This window comes from Saccharopolyspora pogona (assembly GCF_014697215.1).
Lineage (GTDB): Bacteria > Actinomycetota > Actinomycetes > Mycobacteriales > Pseudonocardiaceae > Saccharopolyspora > Saccharopolyspora hattusasensis.
Genome location: NZ_CP031142.1, coordinates 4,205,570 through 4,221,157 on the forward strand (window position 1 = coordinate 4,205,570; position 15,588 = coordinate 4,221,157).

A 15,588-nucleotide genomic window follows, 5' to 3' on the forward strand; every position below is an offset into this window, starting at 1 on the left:
CCTTCCTTTCTGGCGTGGTTCGGTCGGTCAGGACCGGGTGAGCGTGCGGATCAGCAGGTCGACCAGACGCGTGTTGTCGACGCCGGTGACCACCCGGATCGGTGCGCGGTCCGGGACGTTCAGACCGGCGTGCAGGAAGAGCGAGCCCGGGCGCCAGCCGATCGGCCGACCACGGCTCAACCCGTCGAGCTGGACGTCGACCACCTGCTCTTCGGTTTCGACGAGGTCATCGTCGAGAAGCAGGGCCAGGGCGAGGGGATCGTGCAGGCGGCAGCCGTCGATACCGCGGGATTGTCCGACGTAGCGGATCCAGGGTTCGGTGATGCGAGCGAGGTATCCGGCCATGGCGTTGTCGTGGCTGGTGAGGCGATCGAGATCGGTCAACCGCAGCGAGGTGGTGGAGGTGACGTCGAGCGGGACCAGGGTGATCGGGGCTCCGCTCGCGATTACCGTGCGCGCCGCCTCCGGGTCCATCCCGAAGTTCAGTTCTTGCAGGTAGCCGGGCACGTTGAAGGCCCCACCCATGATCACGATTCGGGCGACGTCAGCGGCCAGCCCGGGGTGCAGGGTGAGCGCTTGGGCCACGTTGGTGAGTGGTCCGATGGCGACCAGCGTGATCTCACCCGGCGCTGCGGCGATTCTGGCGGCGATTTCCGCGGCCGCGTCGTGTCGGTGTCCGGGGTCGTGCTGGTCCGGCCGTGGCACCGCCTCCCACAGTTCCCGCACTTCGGGTGAGTGACGCGCTGCGCGGCGGCGGTGCCACGGTCCGGGTGGTTCGAGCAAGGCATGGCTCGCCCCGGTGTGCACGGGGATCGTCGCGGCGTCGGCGACGTCGAGCAGCGTGCGGGCCGCGGCGTATCCGACGTCACGAGGGGCATTCCCGTCGACGATCGTGACCGCCTGCAGGTCCAACCCCGGAGCAGCTAGCGCGAGCCCGAGGGCGAGCGCGTCGTCGATGTCGGTGGCGGGCACGCCGTTACCTGGATCGCAGTCGATGATGACCTTGGTGGGCACGGTGGTCACTCCTTGCTGCCCGAAGAGGCGAGAGAGTTCGTGAACTGCCGCTGGAAGAGCAGCAGCAGGATCAGCGGGATGGCGGCGGCGAGGATCGCGCCAGCGAACATCTGGCCGTAATCGACACCCTGTTCTTGAGCGAAGTCGGCGATGGCGACCGGCGCCACCCGCACGGACGGAGCCGGGGCGATCAGCAGCGGCCACAGGAACGACTGCCACTGGAAGACGAAGAGGATGAGGCCGGCCCCGACCAGCGGAGCCTTGGACAGCGGCAGGTAGATGCGCCAGAACACCCCGAACCAGGAGAGCCCGTCCAGACGTGCCGCCTCCGAGAGCGAGAGCGGTATCCCGAGGAAGAACTGTCGAAGCAGGAAGATCGACAACCCGTTTCCGACCGCGGGCAGGATCAGCCCGGCGTAGGTGTTGGCCAGCCCCCAATCGCGGAATGAGGCCGACAGCGGGATCGCGATCGCCTCGAACGGGACCAGGAAGCTGACGACCATCAGGGCGAACACAACACCCCGACCCGGGAAGTTCAGCGTGGCCAGGGCGAAGCCTGCCATGGCGGCCACGAACAGACCGATGGTGACGCTGAAGAACGCCACGATCACCGAGTTGACCAGCGCCAGCGCGAACGGGCCGCTCAGCACGGCCAGGTAGTTGTCCAGCGACATCGACTCCGGCACGAAAGTGCGCCAGGTCAGCGGCGAGAGGTGGGCGAAGATCTCGTCACCGGGACGCAGCGACGAGATCAATGCCCACAGCAGCGGGGCGATGGACACGAACGCGATCGGGAGAACGAGGACGAGGGTTCTACGGCCGGAGCGTCGCTCGCGTCGCAGAGTGGAGGTCTCGGACACGAGTCAGTCCTTTCCGGGCAGCAGGCGGAACTGGATGCCGACGACCACGATCACGATCGCGACCAACACGATCGTTCCGGCGGAAGCGGCCTGGGTATCGCCGAGGGTGTAGGCCCGTTCGAAGATGTCGTGCATGATCAAGTTGGTCGAGCCCTGCGGCCCACCCTGGGTGAGTAGCCGGACCGGCGCGAACACCAGGAGGTTGGAGACGGTGTCGGCGACCAGCACGAACAACAGCGGACGGCGCAGCCCTGGAAGGGTGATCGACCAGAACTGCTGCCAGGCGTTGGCCCCATCGATCGACGACGCTTCGTAGAGCGAGGTCGGGATGTCGCGGATTCCGGTGACCAGGAAGGTCATCCAGTAGCCCACTCCGATCCACGAGCAGACGATCACGATCGAGGCGAGTGCGAAGTTCGGGCTGACCAGCCACGGAACCGACGGCAGGCCAACCGCATTCGCGATCGCGTTCAGGGGGCCGTCGGGTCGGAGCAGTACCAGCCAGATGATCGCTGACACCGCCTGCGGCACGGCGATCGGCAACAGGATTAACGTGCGCCACAGCCCGATGCCCGGAACCTTTTTCGTCAGCAGCACAGCCAGGACCAAGGCGAGTGCGATCTGCAGGGGGTTCACGATGAGGCTGAACAGCAGCGTCACGCGCAGTGAGCCGAGGAAAGCCGGGTCAGTCCAGATGTAGGTGAAGTTGGACAGCAGGGACCGCCCGGTCCCGAACGGGATCGCATCGCCGATCGCGGAGAGGGTGGGAAGGATCCGGAGAGCGAGCAGGGCGATTACGGCGGGGGCGAGGAAAGCCGTTGCCCACCACCAGACTTCGCGTGAGGTCCGACGACGGCGACGTACGATCGCGTCGCTTTCGACGCTGCGTTCCAGAAGTGGAGTAGCCACGCTGAGGCTCCTGTCGGGTGTGTGCTGATGGCGCTCAGCGGTCGCCAGCGATCTCGCGCTGCCGGGAGAGCTGACGGGTCAGGGTGTTCTGCGCGGTGTCGAGCACCGCGTTGACGTCGCCGCCTTTGCGGATGTCGGTGAACGCCTTGTTCATCGTGGTCTCGAACTGCACGTATCCGACGCTGATCGGCCGGCGCTGGGCATATCGGGCGTCCGTGGCGAGCAGATCACCGACCGAGGCGGTCGCGTCGGGGGCCACCTTCGCCAGATATTTCAGATAGGCCGGGAATGCGGCCTTGTTGACCGGAGGCAGGTTGAGCTTCTGCGAGGCCAGAGCCGAACCGGCCGGGTCGAGGGTCACGAACTGCGCGAACCGGCGTGCAGCGTCTTGCTTCTCGCTGAACGCGCTGATCCCGACGCCCCAGGAGTCGGTAGGCGTCACGATCGGCCCGCCCTGGAAGTTGGGCACGGGCGCGATCCCCCAGCGACCGGCGAGGCCGCTCTTGGCGATCTTGCTGATGCTGGAAGCTCCGGTGAGGTAGAACGCCACCTGCCCGGACACGAACAGATCCGCCATCTGGCTGGGTTCGACACCGCGGGGCGCGAGTCCTTCGGAGTACAGGCTTCCGTACCAGTGCCCGAACCGTTTCCACGCGTCGGTGTTGACCGCCGCGGCGAGGTTGTCCGGACCTTCGAGCCCGGCTCCGGCGCCCATGGACATCAGGATCGGCTGCATCGAGTAGTAGCGGTCGACTTGGTCGATGCCGAAGCCGTACCGGGCGGCGCCGGAGTCGACAACACGCTGCGCACCGGCCAGCACCTGCTCCCAGGTGAGTCGGTCCGGTGCCTTCGGTCCCGGGATCGCGACCCCTGCCTTGGCCAGGGCATCGCGGTTGTAGAGCAGGAAGTTGTCGCTGGTCCACAACGGGTAGGCCCGCGGCTTGCCGTCGACGGTCACCGAGTTGATCCCGACCGCGCTGACCTCCGCTTCGAGCTCGGGGCGCGCGGCGCTCTCGTCGGTCAGGAATCCTTGGGCGACCATACCGGCGAGCCGCGGCGGGTCGACCGAGACCACGTCGATGCTCGTGTCGCCGGAGGCGAGCCGCGCCTGGGTCTGGGAGACCAGCTGGTCGAACGGCACGCTCTGCTGTTCCACCCGGATGTCGGGGTTTCGTCGTTCGAACTCGGCGATGACGGCGTCATAGGCGCCGGGGTGAGGGTTGAGAAAGCTGATGGTCTCGGGTTCGTTGCCCTGTGGGGCGGCCGCGCATCCGGCGACGGCGACCAGCCCCACCACCGCCGCGGCGATGCGGCGCAGGATTCGAGATGTCACAGGTGTGACCTTTCGTCATCGGAAGGCGCAGGATGTTCGGTCGAATCAGGGGGGCCGGCTCGGTCGGGCGCACCTGCGGGCCACTGGCAGCCGCAGGACGAGCGCAGCACCAGGTCGGCCGCACAGGTTTCGGCACGCGGCGCCGCATCGGGCGCGGCACGCAACAAGTCGATCGTCCGGCGCGCGATCTCGTCGAACCTCGGCGCGACGGTCGTCAGCGGCGGCACCGAGTAGCGCGATGCCTCGGTCCCGTCGAAGCTGACCACCGCGAGCGAGCCGGGTACCGAGACGCCGAGTTCGGCCGCTGCGCAAAGCAGGCCGAGCGCCTGGTCCTCGCTCGCCACGAACAGCGCATCGGGGACCACCTCGGCCCCGAGCAACGAGAGCCCCGCGCGGTACCCGCCCTCCTTGCTGAACGGCGCCCACTGCAGAAATCTGTCGTCCGGGCGCAGCCCAGCTTCCTCGAATGCTTTTCGCCAGCCGAAAAATCGCGCTAGTGAGGTCGGAACTTCCGATGGCCCCAAGATGGCACCGACATCACGTCGGCCGTGCTCGAGCAGGTGCCGGGTAGCACCGGCGGCGCCTTCCACGTTGTCGATCACGACCGAGGCCGCGCGCTCGTCGTCGGCGACCCGGTCAAGGACCACCACCGGAATGCGCGCCGACGTAGCGATCTCGACGGCGTCGTGGGCGCCCACCCCGACATAGATCAGTCCGTCGACCTGACGCGCCGAGAAAGTCTCCACGAGACTCCGCTCGCGGTCAACGCTCTCTGCCGAGTCCCCGAGCAGCAGAACCAGCCCGTGCCGGGAAGCCTCGGCCTCCAGCGCGTTCGCCAGAGCCGCGAAGAACTGATTGCCGAGTTCGGGGACAACCAGACCAAGAGTGCGGGTCGACCCCGACGCCAGCGCGCGGGCAATGCCGTTGGGCCGGTAGCCCACTTCCTCCATCGCGCGCAATACCTTCTCGCGCGTGGCCGGGGAGATGGGCCTCGATCCCTCGTTGAGCACGTAGCTGACCACTGCGGTCGACGTGCCCGCCGCGCGAGCCACGTCCTCTCGGGTAACGCGACCTCGCCTACCCATGCAAGGCCCCCGCAGTGAACTCTTCCAGCTCCGTTGCGGTCGGGTAGGACTCGATGGCACCCCGGCGCGAGACCGCAACGGCGCCCGCAGCACAGCCGGCCCGGACGGCGTCACGCAGGCAGAAGCCCTCGGCCAGATGCGCGGCCACGGCACCAACGAAGGCGTCGCCCGCGCCGGTCGTGTCGACCACCGCCGACGGACGGCCTGCGGGGACCAGCTCGACGCCCTCGCCATCGGCGACGAGCGCACCCTCGGCCCCCAGGGTGATGACGACGCTGCTGGCGAACCGTCGCAGGCTCCCAGCCAGCTCCCGCGGCTCGACGTTTCCACGCGCGACACCGAGTTGCTCGGCCAGTTGACGCGCCTCCACCCGGTTGACCACCAACGGATCCGCGCGTTCCAGCGTGCTGGTGTCGACCGGCACGCAAGGCGCAAGATTGAGCAAGAAACGGTGGCGTCCACCGGCAGCGGCAGCGGCAGCGGCGACGGTGTCGGGGGGCACCTCGCACTGACACACGATGATCAGGGACCGATCTCCGGCAAGCTGCGCGAGCTCCCTCTCCACCACCGCGGGTGTGAGATCCCGATTCGCCCCCGAGTGAACCACGATGACGTTCTCGCCAGCAGCATCGACCGTGATCGAAGCCTGCCCGGTCGGAGTACCCGTCGTCCGGCCGACGTGTTCGACCGATACCGCCTGAGCAGCCAGTTCGGCCACGGCCACCGAACCCGCCGCATCCGGCCCGACCATCGCGATCAGCGATACCTCAGCTCCCAGCCGGGCCGCAACGATCGCCTGATTAGCGCCCTTGCCGCCGATCCCCAGCTCGCACGTCCCGGCCAGCACCGTCTCGCCAGGCGCCGGCAACCGGCCTACATAAGCGAAGCGGTCTTCGTGGATCGACCCGATCACGACAACACCGTCTTGCTGCACGAGTCCAACACCTTTGTTAGGGGTCTACGCGGATAGACAGATGTTCTACGCGCGTAGATTCGAATACAAGGTGACGCGCATCACATTCTTGACAGTGCAAGATGCCCACTCCATCGCCACAGAACGCCCTACCGAACACCGGCGCTGAAGTCGCACACGCGGCCGTCCGTACCAGCGACAGTCTCCGTGTCGCGCGGGGTCAGGTCGTTCCGTGCGCGGGCCGGCGTGCCGACGACGAACTGCCGGCCCGACCAGGGCCTCGATGCGAGCGTCGGAGATGAGGAGCCGGCGAACGGCGGCGGCCTGGTCAACGACGAGCTCGATCCACCGAACCGTCTAGCTAGCGGTTTCCGCCCTCGCGGTTCCGACAACGATCACGGCCACGTGCCCAGCTTCTTGACCTCCTCACCGGCGTGAACGCCGATGATTCCTACCGCGCCTGAAGGCACGGAACTCCGCACACTTCAGGTCACCTCGGTGGGTTCCTGCTTCCCAGCGATCAGCCCACTCAACGAGCGGGTCTTACGTTCGCTCCACAGGCGTTTTGTCGCTCCGCCGGTCCGGCGGCGAGTGCCGGGCTGTGTCCGTCCCAGCAGTTTCGGAGCTTCCGCGCTCTGCCTTCGCCCCGCACAAAGATCAACGATACTGGTAGCGGGCTGAAGCCGCTCCCGTGAGCCTTTCGGGCAGCCCGGAAGGCTCACGGGGATCCTGCCGGGTGTTCGGCCCGGTACTGGCGGATCAGGACCTTCAGGGCAGCCGCGATGGGCAGCGCCGTCAGCGCGCCGAGGACCCCGGCCAGCGCGGCACCGAGCAGGATCGCGAGGAACGCGCCGAGGGGGCTCAGCTCCACCGTCTTGGCGAAGATGCGCGGCGCGATCAGGTAGTTCTCCACCATCTGGTACAGGCAGAAGAAGATCAGCGTCGCCACCGCCAGCCAGAGGCTTTGGCTCAGGGCAACGAAAATCCCCACCAACGACGCCAGCGTGGCTCCGACCTGCGGTATCGCGTCGAGCACCGCGACGACCAGCGCCAGCAGCACCGGGTAGGGCACGCCGGCGATGAGGAAGAACAGGTACGAGGCGATCCCGGCGCATAGGCAGACCCCGGCTTGCCCGGTGACGTAGCCGCCGACGCGGCCCATCGCGGCGTGCAGCGCCTCGGCCCGGCCCGGGTGTCCGACCGCACCGCGCTGCACGGCGGCGGCGATCCGGGGCATCGAGAGGGAGAAGTAGACCATCAGCGCCCCCGCGGTGCAGGCGGCGAAGATACCGCCCAGGAAGGCTCCGATCGCGGCGAATCCTGCCGCCAGGGTGCTCGTCACCACGTTCGAGATGGCGCTGACGGTGTTCTTCAGCTGCTCCTGAACGCTCGGGTCGTCGAGGTGCTTTCGCAGCTCGGTGCCGCCGCCGAACTTCGTGCCGATGCTGGAGAGGTATTCCGGGATGTGCGCGGCGAGCCGCCCGATCTGGCCCACGGCGGGCACCACCGCGAGCAGCACCAACGCGCCGACCACCAGCACGAACCCCAGGACCAGCACCAGTAGCGCCAACCCGCGCCGCCAACCGTGCCGGTGCAGCCACGCGACGACCGGTTCCACACCGAGCGCCAGGAAGAAACCCAGGAAGATCAGGACCAGCATCTCGCGGACGTTGAAGGCCAGCACCGCGAAGACCCCGACCAGCAGGTACACGCAGGCGATCTTTGCGTGGTCGAGGAGCGTGAGCCCCGGTCGATCGCTCGCGGCGCTCGCCGGGACCTCGCCGTCGTCGACACCGCTCATGCCAGCCACCTCCCCGGCCGCGGTCCGGCGGACGCGTGGAACGCCTCTCGCAGTACAGCCGCTGCCCGGCCGTATTGCACGGCGCGGAAACACGAACGAGTGAAAGCTCATCGCGGGCAGGAGCGTCGTGCCTCCCGCGACGGCCTGCTGGCAGTAACGCTCGCGTGAGCGTTGAATTCCTGTTGACTTCATTGGTAGTCGTCGCGACGCCGGGTACCGGCATGCACTACACGTTGGCCGCCGGGCTTTCCCGCGGCACCCGGGCCGGCGTCATCGCCGCCGTGGGATGCACGCTCGGGATCATCCCCCACGTGGTCGCCGCCATCACCGGGCTCGCCGCGCTGCTGCACACCAGCGCCATGGCGTTCCAGGTCATCAAGTACCTCGGCGTGGCCTACCTGCTCTACCTGGCGTGGAGCACGCTGCGCGACAAGGGCGCGCTCACGGTGGAGCAGGACACCGCGCCACGTTCGGCGGCGAAGGTGATCGTCTCCGGGGTCCTGGTGAACATCCTCAACCCGAAGCTCACCATCTTCTTCTTCGCGTTCCTGCCGCAGTTCGTGAGCAGCGCGGAGCCGAACGTGTTCCTCCGGATGGTCGAGCTCAGCGGCGTGTTCATGCTGCTGACGTTCGTGGTCTTCGCCGCCCGCGGCGCGTTCGCCGCAGGCGGCCCGCAACCACGTGATCAGCCGTCCCGGGGGTGCTGGCCTGGATACGCCGCACCTTCGCGGGGGCGTTCGTCGCCCTCGGCGCCAAACTCGCCTTCACCGAACGCTGAGCCGCCGGTCGTGGGCCTTCGGCTTGCCGTCGGCAGCCCGGAAGGCCCACGACCCCCCTCACTCTTTCGGGTTTGTTTGGGGTGCGTGGGGGACCAGTGGGCGGTTCTACTGGGCGAGCTGGGTACGCCCGCGTGGAATCGCTCAGGTCCGAGGAGAACCGATGGCCACTTTGACCGCCTGGAAGTTCGACAGTCCGGAAGGCGCCGAGGAAGCGGCGCAGAAGCTGCAGGCCCTGCAGAAGGAGCAGTTGATCACCATCCACGACGCGGCCACCGTGACGTGGCCGGAGTCGGCGAAGAAGCCGAAGACGCGGCAGCTGCACGACCTGACCGGGTCCGGCGCGCTCGGCGGCATGTTCTGGGGCCTGCTGTTCGGGTTGATCTTCTTCGTGCCGATCCTCGGCGCCGCCATCGGGGCCGCGACCGGGGCGTTGGCCGGCTCGTTGACGGATGCGGGCATCGATGACGACTTCATCGACGAAACGCGGAGCAAGGTGGTGCCCGGCACCTCGGCGCTGTTCCTGCTCAGCGACAACGCGGTGCTGGACAGGATCAAGGAGCGCTTCCCGGGCGGCCACGCCGAACTCATCCACACCAACCTGTCGAACGAACAGGAAGCGGCGCTGCGCCACGCGTTCGAGGACACCGAGGCCAAACCGGCCGGCTGAGGCGCGCGAACGACAGCCACCCCGGAGCCCGCTGCCGATCGGGCTCCGGGGATTTTCACCTCGATATCCGTCCACATGAGACTTCCGCGACCTCCGGGGGTTCTGGAATGACCGGCCAGTACGTCCGCTCCAAGCACCGAAACCGCCCGTGGTTGCACATCTTCGGCATCGGGTTGCTGCTGTGGGTGCTGACCGTCGTCGTGACCGGCCTGACCGGGAACACGAACCTGGTGCCGACCGTCGTGCTCCTGGGCAGCTTCCTGGTGCCCGTAACCTTCGTCGTCTGGCTAACCCAACGCCCGTCGCCCGACTTCTCCGCGGGCCGCGTCATCGAGGCGTTCATCGTCGGCGGCGTGCTCGGCGTGCTGGCCGCGTCGCTGCTGGAGACCTACCTGCTGTCGCCGTCGGTGTGGATGTACCTCGGCGTCGGGCTCATCGAGGAACTCGTCAAGGCACTGGCGCTGATGTACATCGCGCGCGGCATGGAACGGCGGACCCTCCGGGACGGGCTGGTGCTCGGCGCCACCATCGGATTCGGTTTCGCCGCCTTCGAAAGCGCCGGTTACGCCTTCAACGCGCTGATCACCATCCACGGTCTTTCCCTGTGGCAGGTGGTGGAGACCGAGATCCTGCGGGGCGTCCTCGCCCCGGTCGGGCACGGGCTCTGGACGGCCATCCTCGGCGGGGCCCTGTTCGCGGCCACCCGCAACGGCCGATGGCGCATCACCGGCGGCGTGGTGCTGGCCTACTTCGGTGTCGTCGTCCTGCACTCGCTGTGGGATTCCATGCACGCAATCGCCCTGCTGCTCGTGATGGCGCTGACCGAAACGCCCGGCCAGCACCTGCTGCTCCGGCTCGGCTACGTGCCCAAGCCGACCGTTCTGCAGACGCACCTCTTCACCCTTATCAACTGGGTCGGGCTGATCGTCGTGTCCGCGCTCGGGCTGGCTTGGCTGGGCTCACTGCGCCACCGCGCCCAGGGCGTTGCACCGTACCCGCCTGCGACGGCCCAGCCCGAGCCGGGGCAGTAGTAGTGCTCGACCGGTCAGGGCGTCACGATCGGGAAGTTCGGGTCGGGCTCGTCCACGAGGCCGACCAGGCGGCCGAGGGTGGCGCGGTCGCCCCGGTAGTCGATGCCTTCCGGCTCCTGACCGGCGATCAGCCCGAGCAGCTGGGCCTTCGTCAGGGTGAGGGCGAGGTCGGCCGGTTCGTCGTCCCGGACGGGCTCCTGGCTCAGCGCGCCGTTGGACAGCGTGGTGCGCACGTGCTCGTCGACGTCCGTGACGTGCCAGTCGATGACCAGCCTCATGTCCGCGGCGCGCGGCCCGTCGACGCGGATCGCGACCGAGTCCAGGATCTGCTCGACCGTCAACGCCGCGGCCATCCCGCCGGAGATGCTGACCTGCGTCGGGACGATTCCGCTCCGGAGCTCGTGCGCCCCGGTGAGGTAGTAGTTGCGCCACGTCGCGTTCTCCGAGCCGAACCCGAGCCGCTGGTAGGTGTCCGCGAGCAGCTCCTTGGCGGCGGCGTGGTCCGGCTCGGCGAACACGGCGTGCTTGAGAAGCTGCGCGGCGAACCGCAGATCCCCCGCCGACGCGTACTCGCGGGCCTTCTTCACGACGCGGTCCACGCCGCCTATGCACTCGACGTAGCGCTTCGCCGACTCCGTCGGCGGGTGCTCCCAGAGCGAGGCCGGATTGCCGTCGAACCAGCCCATGTAGCGCTGGTACACCGCCTTGACGTTGTGGCTGACCGAGCCGTAGTAGCCACGCGCGTGCCAGGCGTTGTCCAACGCCGGGGGGAGTTCGATCCGCTCGGCGATCTCCAAGCCCGTGTAGCCCAGGTTGGTCAGGCGCAGCGTCTGGTCGTGCAGGTAGGCGTAGAGGTCGCGCTGCTCGGTCAGGAACTTCCGGACCCGTTCTCCGCCCCAGGTGGGCCAGTGGTGGGAGGCGAACGCCACGTCGGTGTGCTCGCCGTACCGCGCGATGGTCTCCGTAAGGTAGCGCGACCACATCCGGGCGTCGCGGACTTCGGCGCCGCGCAAGGTGAGGACGTTGTGCATGTTGTGGGTCGCGTTCTCCGCCAGGCACAGCGCGCGGTGCTCCGGGAAGTAGAAGTTCATCTCCGCCGGTGCCTCGGTGCCCGGCGTGAGCTGGAACTGGATGCGCACCCCGTCGAGCGTCTCCCCTGCCCGGTGCGGGTGATGTCCACTGTGGGCGGGATCAGCGAGACTCGGCCCGTCGACACGTTCTGCCCCAGCCCGGTGCCGACCTGCCCGTCCGGCCCCTTCGGCAGCAACATCCCGTACTGATAGGTGCCTCGTCGGGCCATCGCGATGCCGGCGTAGACGTTCTCCGACACGGCGTGCGCCATGAATCCCGCCGGGGCCAGGACCGGCACCTCGCCGGACACCACTCCTTCGACACCGCCGAAGTGGTCGACGTGGGAGTGCGTGTAGATCACCGCGGTGACCGGGCGCTCGCCGCGGTGCTGCCGGTACAGGGCCAGCGCCGCCGCGGCCGTCTCGACCGACACCAGCGGGTCGATCACGATCACCCCGCGCTCGCCCTCGACCAGGGTCATGTTCGACAGGTCGAGCCCGCGGACCTGGTAGATCCCCGGAACGACCTCGTAGAGCCCCTGTTTGGCGCACAGCTGGGACTGCCGCCACAGGCTGGGATCGACCGTCGCCGGGCAGTCGTCGGCCAGGAAGTCGTACGCGTCGTTGTTCCACACGCCGCGCCCACGGTCGTCCTGCACCGCGCCGGGTTTCAGCGCGGCGATGAAACCGCGGTCGGCGTCGTCGAAATCGGCACGATCGGAGAAGGGCAGCTCACTCACGGGACACTCCTGGAACACCTCGCGCGGGTCCTGGGTGCCTTCGCCGACTCGCGCTCCGGACCATCGGGTTTCCAGTACAACCGCTGGGCGGTATGACCGCATCGCGAACAGCGCGAACAGCGCGAGCAGCCGTGGGCCGGGGAAGAGCGTCCGAACATGCCTGCGACGGGGTCATCGGCGACCTACGCTTGCTGCGTGACCGAACGGGTGGAGGGTCGGCGATGAGCGAAGGCGTCACGTTGGACGTCGGGGGCACCGAGGTTTCGGTGTCGCACCCCGACAAGGTCTTCTTCAGCCAGCGCGGCGAGACGAAGCTCGACCTGGTCCGCTACTACCAGGCCATCGCCGGTCCGCTGCTGGGCACCTTGCAGGGGCGGCCGCTGCTGCTGGAGCGGTATCCGGACGGTGCCGGCGGCAAGTCGTTCTTCCAGAAGCGGGTGCCGAAGTCCGCCCCGCCGTGGTTGCAGACCACCGTCGTCGCCACCCCGAACGGCACCACCAGCGACGCGCTCGTCGCCGCCGACCTGGCGCACATCGTCTGGGCCGTGAACCTCGGGTGCCTGGGGTTCCACGTCTGGCCGTATCACGCCGACACCCCGGAGATCGCCGACGAGCTGCGCATCGACCTCGACCCCTCTCCCGGCGTCCGGTACCCGCAGGTGCTGGAGGCCGCCGCGGCCACCCGGGAACTGCTCGCCGAGCAGGGCATCGAGGCGCACGTGAAGACGTCCGGATCCCGGGGCCTGCACATCTATGTTTCGCTGCAACCGCGTTGGAACAGCTACGAGGTGCGGGCCGCGGCAGTGGCGCTGGCCCGCGAGCTGGAGCGCCGCCACCCCGACCTCATCACCGCGCAGTGGTGGAAGGAGGAGCGGGGCTCCCGGGTGTTCGTCGACTTCAACCAGAACGCCCCGCACAAGACGGTTTTCGGCGCGTGGTGCGTCCGGCCCCGGTTGGGGGCGCAGGTGTCGACCCCGATCGGCTGGGACGAACTCGCCTCGACCGAGCCCAACGAGCTCACCATCGCGACGGTGCCGGGCAGGGTCGCGGAGCGCGGCGACCCGTGGGCCGACCGGCAGCCGCAGTCGATCGAGCCGCTGCTGGAGCAGTCGCAGCGGGACATGGCCAGCGGACTGCAGGACGCGCCGTGGCCGCCGGTGTACCCGAAGCAGCCCAACGAGCCGCCCCGCGTCGCCCCGAGCCGCGCCAAGAAGCCCTGACCGGCCTAACCGCACCAGCTTCGCGATTTCGAGCCGGGAGCGGACGCCCAGCTTGGTGAAAACGTTGCGCAGGTGGTATTCGACCGTGCGGTGGCCGATGTAGAGCTGTTCGGCGATCTCCCGGTTCGTCGCCCCTCCGCGACCAGCCGGAAGATCTCGGAATAGGCAGCGGACCCCATCGGCCGATCGGCCAGAGGTCCGCAATTTCCATTGAGGTGATCTCGGTAAGAAGTGGCTGAAGGCGGCCTGCCGGAATGGGTGTGTGATCGGGTAGGGCTGGCCTGGGGAGAGTGGGACGTGGGGTCCCTGGTAGAAGAAGTTCGACCAAGAAACGATCTTCGACCAGGGAAGGCCCCACGTGGTCACGTATTCTGCCAAACTCGATGTTCCCCGTGAACTGGTGCTCTTCCTCAGCAAGCTGCTGGCCGGTGAACGCCGCCGGAAAGGGACCCGCAAGGGGCGCCGGGCGTTGACCACGTTCTGGCAGGCTGTGCTGGTCCTGCGGTGGTTCCGCGACCGCACCGACACCACCAAACTGGCCCGCGATCACGGTGTCGCCCGCGCGACCGGCTACCGGTATGTCGACGAGGGCATCGAGGCGCTGGCCGCGCAGGCCCCGGATCTGCACGACGCCCTGCAACGGGCCAAAGACAACGGCGACGCCTATCTGATCCTGGACGGCAAAAACTTCTCCTCCGACCGTCTCGGCGAAAAGACCACCAGCACCAAAGGCACCGAGATCGACCTGTGGTACTCCGGGAAAACCCGCGAACAAGCCGGCAACATCCAAGCACTGACGGACCCGGACGGGTTCCCGCTGTGGGTCTCCGACGTCGAGCCCGGGTCCGTCCACGACATCACCGCCGCTGAAACCACGTCCTCGGCGCCCTGTACTGGGCTTACTCCCAGCTCGACCTGCCCACCCTGGCCGACGGCGGCTACCAGGGTGCCGGAGCCGGGGTCCTCACCCCGATCAAACACCCCAAAACCAGCAAAGGCCGCCCACTCGACGTCGACAACCAGACCTACAACAAACTGCTGCGCGGCCTGCGCGCCCTCGGCGAACGCGGATTCGCCCTGCTCACCGGCCGTTGGCGCGCCCTACGACACTTCACCACCAGCCCCCGCAAAATCGGCACCATCGTCAAAGCCGCACTCGTACTCACCCAATTCGAACACGGCCGACTCGCATAACCCCCTACTGAGATCACCTCATTGAAATCGAAGGGGCGGGTTCAATGGAAATTGCGGACTTCGCCTACTTCGGCCGGGTGGCCACAGTGGACACCCTGGAGGCTCCGACCAGACCCAGCACCAGGAAAACCCCGTTGATCAGCATCGTGTCGCAGGTGGCGTCGCTGAATCCCCGGGACAGCGCCGGAACCACCGTGGGGTCTGCGGTGCGGAGTTCGCCGATCAGCGCCCCGGCCGATTCCCGGGTGCTTTCGGCCAGCGCATGCGCGGCGAGCAGTTCGGCCTCGGCGGTGCTCGACAGGCCGCCGGCGAGTATTGCCGCGGCGATGGCCGTGCCCAGGGCCGCGCCGAGCTGGCGCACCGTGCTCTAGGTCGCCGCCCCTGCCCGGACTTCGCGGCCGGGATGTCCGCGAGCGTCGTGCCGGTCAGCTGCGCTGCCGCCAGGCCAAGACCGGCGCCGTAGCCGACCAGCAGCAGCGCGAGCAGCCAAGGGGAGATGGCCGGTCCGACGACGAACGCGATCGCGAGGACACCCACGAGCTCCAGCAGCAGGCCGACCACGACGGCCCCGGACGGGCTTCGCTTGGCGGCGAGGTGCCGCGCGGCTGCGCCCGACACGGACGCTCCCACCGCCATCGCGGCCGGCACCAGCCCGGCCGACATGGTGCTCAGGGCCAGGACGTTCACCAGGAACAGCGGGAGCACGAACAGCAGCCCGAACTCGCCGACCGCCACGGCCAGCGCCATGAGGTTGCCCCACCGGAAGGTCGTTACACCGAACAGACCCAGGTCCAGGATCGCCGAGCGGCCGATGCGGTCGCGGTGGCGCTCCCAGGCGACGAACGGGGCGAGCGCGAGCAGCCCGGTCACCGAGGCTTCCCGCGGGCAGCAGCAGAGCCGCGAACACCACCGAGTACAGGCTGTTGATCCACTGCGCGTCGCTGAGGTCCAGCGACAGGCCACCGATGATGA

The 15,588-nt window shown here is 68.2% G+C and carries 14 protein-coding genes and 3 pseudogenes; 5 read left to right on the forward strand and 12 right to left on the reverse strand.

What is annotated here, in order from left to right:
- Positions 1–27 precede the first annotated feature (27 nt).
- The 7 genes from DL519_RS19080 to DL519_RS19110 form a co-directional block, all read right to left on the reverse strand.
- On the reverse strand, positions 28–1,014 hold the full coding sequence (locus DL519_RS19080) for a nucleoside hydrolase (protein WP_190816783.1): 987 nt from the start codon (positions 1,012–1,014) through the stop codon (positions 28–30).
- Positions 1,015–1,019: 5 nt separating this feature from the next.
- Positions 1,020–1,874 carry a carbohydrate ABC transporter permease gene (locus DL519_RS19085; RefSeq protein WP_190816785.1) on the reverse strand — a complete coding sequence of 285 codons (855 nt, stop codon included), beginning with the start codon at positions 1,872–1,874 and terminating at the stop codon, positions 1,020–1,022.
- A 3-nt stretch (positions 1,875–1,877) separates the two neighbouring features.
- Entirely contained in the window at positions 1,878–2,783 is a 906-nt protein-coding gene (locus tag DL519_RS19090; RefSeq protein ID WP_190816787.1) for a carbohydrate ABC transporter permease, read from the reverse strand.
- Positions 2,784–2,817: 34 nt separating this feature from the next.
- A complete protein-coding gene (locus tag DL519_RS19095; protein ID WP_190816789.1) occupies positions 2,818–4,116 on the reverse strand; it encodes an ABC transporter substrate-binding protein in 1,299 nt (432 codons plus the stop codon).
- Positions 4,113–5,201 carry a LacI family DNA-binding transcriptional regulator gene (locus tag DL519_RS19100; RefSeq protein ID WP_223839255.1) on the reverse strand — a complete coding sequence of 363 codons (1,089 nt, stop codon included), beginning with the start codon at positions 5,199–5,201 and terminating at the stop codon, positions 4,113–4,115. The genes DL519_RS19095 and DL519_RS19100 overlap by 4 nt, the downstream gene beginning before the upstream one ends.
- Positions 5,194–6,135 carry a ribokinase gene (locus DL519_RS19105; RefSeq protein WP_190816793.1) on the reverse strand — a complete coding sequence of 314 codons (942 nt, stop codon included), beginning with the start codon at positions 6,133–6,135 and terminating at the stop codon, positions 5,194–5,196. The genes DL519_RS19100 and DL519_RS19105 overlap by 8 nt, the downstream gene beginning before the upstream one ends.
- A 697-nt stretch (positions 6,136–6,832) precedes the next feature.
- Positions 6,833–7,915, reverse strand: a complete 1,083-nt coding sequence (locus tag DL519_RS19110) for an AI-2E family transporter (protein ID WP_190816795.1) — start codon at positions 7,913–7,915, stop codon at positions 6,833–6,835.
- A gap of 164 nt (positions 7,916–8,079) precedes the next feature.
- On the opposite strand from DL519_RS19110, the pseudogene DL519_RS19115 reads away from it, so the two are divergent.
- The 3 genes and pseudogenes from DL519_RS19115 (at position 8,080) to DL519_RS19125 (ending at position 10,392) form a co-directional block, all read left to right on the forward strand.
- A pseudogene (locus DL519_RS19115) lies at positions 8,080–8,693 on the forward strand (LysE family translocator).
- Positions 8,694–8,854: 161 nt separating this feature from the next.
- A complete protein-coding gene (locus DL519_RS19120; RefSeq protein ID WP_190816796.1) occupies positions 8,855–9,361 on the forward strand; it encodes a DUF1269 domain-containing protein in 507 nt (168 codons plus the stop codon).
- 107 nt (positions 9,362–9,468) lie between these two features.
- Complete coding sequence (locus DL519_RS19125) at positions 9,469–10,392, forward strand: PrsW family intramembrane metalloprotease (RefSeq protein ID WP_190816798.1); 924 nt, start codon at positions 9,469–9,471, stop codon at positions 10,390–10,392.
- A gap of 14 nt (positions 10,393–10,406) precedes the next feature.
- Here DL519_RS19125 and DL519_RS46805 read toward each other — a convergent pair whose 3' ends face one another.
- Both DL519_RS46805 and DL519_RS46810 read right to left on the reverse strand, forming a co-directional pair.
- Positions 10,407–11,531: an alkyl/aryl-sulfatase gene (locus DL519_RS46805; protein WP_223839257.1), complete on the reverse strand. Its 1,125-nt coding sequence runs from the start codon at positions 11,529–11,531 to the stop codon at positions 10,407–10,409.
- On the reverse strand, positions 11,480–12,202 hold the full coding sequence (locus tag DL519_RS46810; protein WP_223839259.1) for an MBL fold metallo-hydrolase: 723 nt from the start codon (positions 12,200–12,202) through the stop codon (positions 11,480–11,482). The genes DL519_RS46805 and DL519_RS46810 overlap by 52 nt, the downstream gene beginning before the upstream one ends.
- Before the next feature lie 221 nt (positions 12,203–12,423).
- Here DL519_RS46810 and ligD point away from each other — a divergent pair, with 221 nt between their 5' ends.
- Positions 12,424–13,422 carry a non-homologous end-joining DNA ligase gene (gene ligD / locus DL519_RS19135; RefSeq protein WP_190816800.1) on the forward strand — a complete coding sequence of 333 codons (999 nt, stop codon included), beginning with the start codon at positions 12,424–12,426 and terminating at the stop codon, positions 13,420–13,422.
- A gap of 72 nt (positions 13,423–13,494) precedes the next feature.
- On the opposite strand, the pseudogene DL519_RS19140 reads toward ligD, so the two are convergent.
- Positions 13,495–13,899 (reverse strand): annotated as a pseudogene (locus tag DL519_RS19140) (hypothetical protein); the annotation flags it as partial.
- Here DL519_RS19140 and DL519_RS19145 point away from each other — a divergent pair.
- Positions 13,781–14,616: pseudogene (locus tag DL519_RS19145) on the forward strand (transposase family protein). The pseudogenes DL519_RS19140 and DL519_RS19145 overlap by 119 nt on opposite strands.
- Before the next feature lie 64 nt (positions 14,617–14,680).
- Here the strand turns inward: DL519_RS19145 and DL519_RS48800 are convergent.
- Both DL519_RS48800 and DL519_RS19150 read right to left on the reverse strand, forming a co-directional pair.
- Positions 14,681–14,809: a hypothetical protein gene (locus DL519_RS48800; protein WP_263399670.1), complete on the reverse strand. Its 129-nt coding sequence runs from the start codon at positions 14,807–14,809 to the stop codon at positions 14,681–14,683.
- Between the two features lie 29 nt (positions 14,810–14,838).
- Positions 14,839–15,486 (reverse strand): MFS transporter, encoded by a 648-nt coding sequence (locus DL519_RS19150; protein WP_223839261.1) that lies wholly within the window; start codon positions 15,484–15,486, stop codon positions 14,839–14,841.
- Positions 15,487–15,588: the final 102 nt, after the last annotated feature.

Excerpts from the sequence above, each read along its gene's own strand:
- DL519_RS19100 (WP_223839255.1), bottom strand. The coding sequence starts at position 5,201 with ATGGGTAGGCGAGGTCGCGTTACCCGAGAGGACGTGGCTCGCGCGGCG.
- DL519_RS19110 (WP_190816795.1), bottom strand. The coding sequence starts at position 7,915 with ATGAGCGGTGTCGACGACGGCGAGGTCCCGGCGAGCGCCGCGAGCGAT.
- DL519_RS19120 (WP_190816796.1), top strand. The coding sequence starts at position 8,855 with ATGGCCACTTTGACCGCCTGGAAGTTCGACAGTCCGGAAGGCGCCGAG.
- DL519_RS19125 (WP_190816798.1), top strand. The coding sequence starts at position 9,469 with ATGACCGGCCAGTACGTCCGCTCCAAGCACCGAAACCGCCCGTGGTTG.
- ligD (WP_190816800.1), top strand. The coding sequence starts at position 12,424 with ATGAGCGAAGGCGTCACGTTGGACGTCGGGGGCACCGAGGTTTCGGTG.